The sequence below is a fragment of the Enterovirga sp. genome (assembly GCF_035325185.1).
Classification (GTDB): Bacteria; Pseudomonadota; Alphaproteobacteria; order Rhizobiales; family Beijerinckiaceae; genus Enterovirga.
In genome coordinates, this window is sequence record NZ_DAOLAJ010000002.1 from 41,069 (window position 1) to 47,858 (window position 6,790).

The 6,790-nt window shown below is 60.5% G+C and carries 6 protein-coding genes and 2 pseudogenes; 1 reads left to right on the plus strand and 7 read right to left on the minus strand.

The genetic code is table 11. The annotated features are described in order from the left end of the window. Positions 1-27: 27 nt before the first annotated feature. From PKD06_RS00645 to PKD06_RS00665, 5 genes are all read right to left on the minus strand, one after another. On the minus strand, positions 28-1,533 hold the full coding sequence (locus PKD06_RS00645; protein ID WP_324376712.1) for an amidohydrolase: 1,506 nt from the start codon (positions 1,531-1,533) through the stop codon (positions 28-30). Between the two features lie 11 nt (positions 1,534-1,544). Next, positions 1,545-2,468, minus strand: a complete 924-nt coding sequence (locus PKD06_RS00650) for a LysR family transcriptional regulator (protein ID WP_324376714.1) — start codon at positions 2,466-2,468, stop codon at positions 1,545-1,547. Between the two features lie 171 nt (positions 2,469-2,639). Further along, positions 2,640-3,479 carry an ABC transporter permease gene (locus PKD06_RS00655; RefSeq protein WP_324376716.1) on the minus strand — a complete coding sequence of 280 codons (840 nt, stop codon included), beginning with the start codon at positions 3,477-3,479 and terminating at the stop codon, positions 2,640-2,642. Beyond that, positions 3,437-4,195 carry an ABC transporter ATP-binding protein gene (locus tag PKD06_RS00660; RefSeq protein ID WP_324376717.1) on the minus strand — a complete coding sequence of 253 codons (759 nt, stop codon included), beginning with the start codon at positions 4,193-4,195 and terminating at the stop codon, positions 3,437-3,439. The genes PKD06_RS00655 and PKD06_RS00660 overlap by 43 nt, the downstream gene beginning before the upstream one ends. Positions 4,196-4,231: 36 nt before the next feature. Continuing rightward, positions 4,232-5,260, minus strand: a complete 1,029-nt coding sequence (locus tag PKD06_RS00665; RefSeq protein ID WP_324376719.1) for an ABC transporter substrate-binding protein — start codon at positions 5,258-5,260, stop codon at positions 4,232-4,234. A gap of 244 nt (positions 5,261-5,504) precedes the next feature. On the opposite strand from PKD06_RS00665, the gene PKD06_RS00670 reads away from it, so the two are divergent. After that, entirely contained in the window at positions 5,505-5,894 is a 390-nt protein-coding gene (locus PKD06_RS00670) for a hypothetical protein (protein ID WP_324376721.1), read from the plus strand. 108 nt (positions 5,895-6,002) lie between these two features. Here PKD06_RS00670 and PKD06_RS00675 read toward each other — a convergent pair. Then, positions 6,003-6,133 (minus strand): annotated as a pseudogene (locus PKD06_RS00675) (IS3 family transposase); the annotation flags it as partial. Positions 6,134-6,248: 115 nt separating this feature from the next. Next, a pseudogene (locus PKD06_RS00680) lies at positions 6,249-6,790 on the minus strand (hypothetical protein); the annotation flags it as partial.

The following is a 6,790-nucleotide window of genomic DNA, read 5'->3' on the forward strand; positions in this document are numbered from 1 at the left end:
GAGTTCAAGTATTTTCTTGCCGAAGCTTCACTGCTCGACGGCCGTCGCGGCAAACCGATCGATGTGATAGGGCCGGCTCGCAATGCAGGGGCAGAAGCGGTTCACGATCACCGCCAGCCGTTCGCAATTGTCCGACCGTTCCGCGTTGATGTCCGCGAGGCGAGCGCGCGTGTCTTCCACGTGCCGGCGAAGCTTCGGGAGATCCAGCCGCGTGAGCCGGCCCTGCCGGACGACCCATTCTCCGTCGACCATCACATCGGAGACGGCCGTGCCGTCCTCGATGTGAACGAGCTGATTGATCGCGTTGTTCAGCGGCATCCAGTTCGGGCTCGTGAGGCGAAGCATCACGAGGTCGGCGCGGTACCCCGCCTCGATCTTGCCGATCTTCCCGTCGAGGCCCAAGGCCCTGGCGGATCCCGTCGTCGCCGCCCGGGCGGCCTCCACGGTGGTCAGCCAATGCCCGGTATTCGGGCCGCGCGCCTTGGAGGACAACGACGCCAGCCTCATGGCCTCGTACATGTTGAGGCTGTCGGAGCATTGGCTGCCATCCGTTCCCAGGCCCAGATTGACGCCGGTGTCGAGAATGGCACGGGAATTCGCGATGCCGTTGCCCAGCCGCATGTTGCTTGCGGGGTTGTGGGCGACGGAGGAGCCGTGATCGGCCAGCAGCTTCATGTCGTCGCGATCCAGCCAGACGCCATGCGCCGCGGTGAAGTCCGGCCCGAGGATTCCGAGATCCGCGAGATGAGCCGTCGCGGTCTTGCCGTACAGCTCCATGCCGATAACCGCCTGCACCTTCGATTCCGACAGATGCATGTGCAGGCCGGCGCCATGCTCCCGGGCCAATCGGGCCGCTCGGACCATGAATTCATCCGAGCAATGGTGAGGGATCGTGGGCGCGACTCCCAGGATGACGTTCCTCCTGTCGCGGGTCCATGTCTGAAGCAGCGACTTGAGAATGCCGAGCGTATCGCCGGCCGGGGCAAGCTGCTGGGAATCGACCGCGCCGAGAAGCTCCTGGGGCACCTGGTCGCGCAGGCCGGGGATCGCCTGGAAGAAACTGCGGTCGGCAACCATCGGCGCGAGGACCGCGCGCATGCCGACCGCGGCATAGGCGTCGGCAACCGCCTCCACCCCTTCCCGCGAGGGCGCGGGAAATTCCACCATCAGGTCATAGCAGGCCGTACAGCCCTTGAGCAGCATCTCGGCTGCCGAGAGGGTCGCGCTGAGCGCCTTGTCCTCGACGCTGCGGCCGCCATTCATGGCCGGCCCGCCGTTGAGAAGAAGCTCGAGCGTCCACAGATCCCCCATGCCCTTTGCCAGGCCGCCGTGGCTGTGCACGTGGGCGTTGATCAGGCCCGGATGAACGATGAACTCGCTCGCGTCGACGATCTCGGTCTCGGGCGGAGCCGCAAGGTCGCGTCCGACCGCCGCAATTCGACCCTCCTGGACGAGAATGTCGATTCTTTCAGGCCGCGGCGCATCCGGCTGAACCAGCGTTCCACCCTTGATGCAGACAGGACGGGCCACCATGCTTTCCTCTCCTATTGCGATTTCGGTTTCGAGGTCGCCCAAATGGCCGGGCTTCTCTCTTGCGCGATGGTCGTCAGGATGCCGACGAACTTCCTGGCGAGCCGCGAAAGCGGGCGCTCCCTGAGACTGACGATCGAGCCCGTCGTCTCGATCCGCGGCGCGAAGGCGCGGATCGTCATGCCCTGGCTGACGGCCGTGCCGGCGGAAAATTCGTCGATAATCGCGATGCCGGCCCCCTGGACCGCCAGCCGGCATGCCGTGACGCCTTTATGGACGACGATCTTGGGTGCGTAGTGAACGCCCGCATCACGAAACGCCGTCGCCAGCAGCCCGCCGAGCCGGGTCGTCGGCTCGAGGCCGATCATGGGAGTGCTCGCCAGATCGTTCGGCGTGACCGCCTCGGCTGCTGCGAGCGGGTGTTCCGCGGGAAGAACGCAGGCCATTCGGCCGCTGATGATCGGGGCTATTCCAAGCGCCGGCCTGAGATCAGGGGCGATCGCGATCCCGAGATCCGCGAATCCGGTTTCAACGGCTTCGATGACTCCATCCATCCCCTGGACGTCGAAATAGACCTGGATGTTGGGACGGCTGGACATCAGCTCGGAAATCGCCTCGGGCACGATCGTGTCGCCCAAAGGATTCGTCGAGATGACGCGCAGGTAGCCTTGCTGGGTATCCTTGAGCGCGACGACCCGCTGATTGATGCTCCTCGCCATCATTTGCAGGGGCTGCGCGTCGCGGTAGAGCGACAGCGCTTCGTGAGTGGGGACGAGGCGGTTGCCGATCCGGTCGAAAAGCTTGAAGCCGATCGATTCTTCGAGATGCTTGATGCCGTTGCTGACACCCGGTTGCGAGAGGCCGAGCTCGTAGGCCGCAGCGATCGTCGTGCGGCAGCGCATCACCGCGCAAAAGATCTCGATCTGCTTAAGGTTCACAGCACTGCTCCCTCAGCCCGGATGACGCGGCCCCTTGAGCATCTTCGAGCAAATCGGAGGCCGGCTCGCGTGAAGGAGACATGGCCAGGCAAAAATGTCAGGCATTCGCTCCGATCCCCTTCGGGGTTCATGGCAGCTTCCAGGGGATATGCATGGTCCGCCATTGGATGTTCAGGCGGAATCGCGCTGTTGACGGAGCGACCACGGGAAGAAGATGCGCTCGATCGCCGTGACGAGTTGGAAGAGCACAATTCCCATGAGGGCGAGAAGGGTGACCGCTCCGAAAGCGAGGGGAACCTTGAAAAACGCCGTGGCGGATTGAACGAGATTGCCCAGCCCGCGATCGGACGTCACGAACTCGCCCACCACGGCTCCGACCACCGAAAGCGTGATCGCCGATTTCAAGCCGCTGAAAATAAACGGGATGGCAAACGGAATTCGGATCTTGAAAAATTCCTGGAGACGTCCGGCACGGTAGCTTCGTCCCAACTCGATCAGCTCGGGGGGCGTCGCCATGAGCCCGGTGGCGACCGAGATCACCAGCGGAAAGAACGCTACGAGGAATGTCACGGCGATCCGCGGCAACTCGTTGGCGCCGAGCGCGATGACGAGGATCGGAGCCAGCGCGACTTTCGGAATCGCCTGCGTCAACACGAGAAGCGGATAGATCGCATTCGATGCGTATCGCGACGAGGCCAGGACGAACCCGAGGGGGATGCTCACGGCGACCGAGAGCAGGAAGCCCGCGAGGACCGTCTGCAAGGTGGCCCAGGTGTGAAACATCACCGGGCGGATCTCCTTCATCGTCTCGGCATAGATGACGGACGGCGCAGGAAGGAGATAAACCGGCACGTCGAAGGCGCGGACGCCGAGTTCCCAAGCCAGCAACATCAGCGCAAACGCCACGGTGGGCAGAATGACATCCTGGCCGTAATGCCAGAGCTTCCTCATCGACATGATAGCGAACCTCAGTGGCGGCCCATGATCAGCGATCGGATGTACTGCACACACCGGTTGAATTCCGGCAGGGCTTCAGATTCAAAGCCGCGCGGACGGGGAATGGGGACCGGAACGATCTCGGCGATGCGCCCGGGCCGGGCCGAGAGAACCACGACACGATCCGCAAGCATGACCGCTTCGGAAATCGAGTGGGTCACAAACACAATGGTTTTCGGTCGCTCGGTCCAAATGCGAAGCAACTCTATCGACATTTCCTCCCGGGTGAGCGCGTCCAGCGCTCCGAACGGCTCGTCCATCAGCAAAACGCCGGGATCGGGAGTCAGCGCCCGGCAGATCGCGGCGCGCTGCTGCATGCCGCCGGACAATTCGTCGGGATACCGATCTCTAAAGTCCCCGAGACCGGCAAGCGTCAGCAGTTCCATCGCCTTATCGACCGGCCGCTCCTTCCGGCGCATCAGCTCGAAAGGAAACAGGACGTTCTCGAGCACCGTCTTCCAGGGCAGCAAAGTGGGCTTCTGGAAGACCATGCCGGTCTCGCGGCGCGGCGCCGTGACAACCTGGCTCCCGATTTTGATGGAACCCTTCGATGATTTGAAAAGACCCGCGATCAGGCGAAGAAGAGTTGACTTGCCACACCCGGAGGGACCAACCAAAGCGACGAATTCATTCTCGGAAATGTTGAAGCTTACATTCTTGAGAGCAACAATTTCCTGCCCGTCCCAAAGCTTGTAGATTTTCGAGACGTCATCTATCGCAATGGCGGTCATCAACCATTCTCCCTGAAGCTCACTCGATCCGGCAGGTCATCGCGGCGGCAGGAAGCTCGTATCGACCGCCTGCTGCGGATCCCAATCCGGCTTCAGGTCCTGAGCTTTCGCGACGACCTGATAGGTGAACTTGAGCCGCGCCGGATCGAACTTGCCGAATGCCGACCCTTCCGAATCCTTGTTGAACACCAGGTCCATGGTTGCATTCAGCGATCCAAGGCAATCATCGAGAGCGATCGTCGGAACCTTCTCGACATGAAGCTTGCATGCTTCCTCGCGGTTATCCCGCGCCCAGAGCAACGACCTCTGCACACCGCGCAAAAAGGCTTTCACAAGCTCGGGGTTCTGTGCAATGATCTTCTCATTTGTAAGGATTACGCTGGAGTATATCTTAAATCCTGTCTCCACATACGGCAGAATCTTGATGGATTCGCCTGCCATCTTGGCCGCCTTATTATTGAAGTAGTGGTGGATTGTATAGAGGGGCGCGGCATCGATCTTCTTCTGGATCAGGAGCGTTCCCATCGCGGATCCATCGACACTCACCCATGTGATCGAATTTTCGTCTATGCCGACACGCTTCGCGACTTCAGGGAAGTAGATTCGGTGACTGTTTCCCGGCGTGATGCCGAGCCGCTTTCCAGCCAAATCCTTGATGGAATTAATACCGGAACTCTCCAGAACAAAGAAGGAGTGAGGAGAATAGGTATAGAGACTGCTGATCGCTTTCACCGGCGCTCCGGCACGCTGCCGGGCCGTCATCATGGAGCCGAGGTCGCTGATGCCGAACTCCGCCGCCCCGTTCGCCACCTTGGTCACCGTATCGCTGCTTCCGTAGCCGCGAGTCACGGTTATATCAATTCCCTCTTCCTTCCAGAAACCCTTCGCCCATCCACCGTAAAACGCAGCATACTCGCCGGATGGAAGGAAATCCATCATGAATTGAACTTGTTGTTGAGCAGAGGCATTCTTGCTTGATACAGCCGATACCCCGAAGACGAGTGCTGCCAACGCGACGGAGCGAACGAATTCCGAGAATTTTCGAGTTTTCATTGCAATCCCCATTATTTCGTTTTAGGCCGAAGCCCTCACGTTAGCGACTGGGCAATCAAGGATCGAATTAAAATTGGGGCTTGTGTATTCCGAATCGAAATACACAGGGGGCCTCTTCGTGCGGGAGCCCGTGAACGGTCCGACGGTCGGGCAAGCCCCGGCGAGCCAAGGCCGGGATGCGCGGTGGCGGATCGGCTTCGCAGGCGATACCGTCTTTCATAGTCACGAATGCGAATAATTGAACGCCGAGTTCTGAGTGGACATCAAGCCGCTGGTCCCGACAGACGATGTGCAGGCTGAACTCGTCCAACCGGCTATCGCGCTGGTGAAGGCTGAGGAAGTCGATAGCGCCAGATCGATGCTGGAGCTTGCCTTGGATACTTTGCTGGACGCCGGTGCCGCGCGCGCGATCATGGGCTGTACTGAAATTCCGGTTGCTTTGGAGCATTCTTCCAAAGCCACGGTTCTGCTTGGTGCCACCGCTGCGCTTGCCGCGGCATGCATCGCGATTTGTCAGGCCTCGCCGATCGAGGCCCTCGCGTCTCCCGAAAGAGAAGGACCTTCTGGGTCGCCCCGCATGTCGGCGGTATTCGGCACGCCGCGCACGTCCCATCCGTCTTTGCGCATCTCCAGTAGCGGATTGTAGGCGCCCGAACTCGCCTTGGCGGGATCAAACGGGGGCATGCGGCCGAAGCGTGCGCAGGCCCGCGGTCGGCTCCCCGATCTTCCCCTGTTTTGCGGACGAGGGGTTATCCGCTTTCCTGTCGACCTGCTCGGGCGTGATAGGACCGAGCAGGCCGAACGGATGCGCTGCCGATTATGGGAGCCTTCGATGTCCGCGAACTGGTCGCATCGGGCCTTCTCTTGCGTTGCCCATCTCCTCTGAACGTGCGTCTCGTCTTAGCCATCAAACACCGTCCTCGCCCGCAAGGAACGTATCGGGGGTGTCCGCAAACCGGGGGGAGGATCGGAAAACAGCGCATACTCTATACTATCAGATTCACGCCATCCGCTTTGGGGCGCGGCCCTCCTCGGCACCGTGAAGCACATAATGCAACGATGGCTCTATGCCGTTTTCAGCAACATCTGGATGTTGCTGCAAATACCATTCTCGATCTAGAATGTGGTGTTTTACGAGAAATTCTGCCTTGTCGGCCGCGGAAATCCGTTTTCCGAAAAAACTCTTCTTATCAAGAAGAGTCAGAAATATTTTTGCTATTCTCCCAATCTCATTTGAGAATGTATCCCGTACCTGGGCGAGCTGCGTCTCTGCAGCGGCTTTCCCGGCGGAAAGGGTCTGGATCTCCGCTTTGAGGGTGGTCACGATTGCCGCTTTCTGCTTCCGCGCCGTTTCCAGCTCAGCCTGATGCCCCGCTTCGGCGGATTGAATCTGCTGCTTCAGGCCATCGACCTCGGCATAATACTTCGAGGTTAGCAGAGCGATATCTTCTATTCGGGCCGCATGAGCCTCCCGCGCCTGGGCAAGTTGGGTCTCCGCCTCGGTCTTCCCGGCGGAAAGGGTCTGGATCTCCGCTTCGAGGG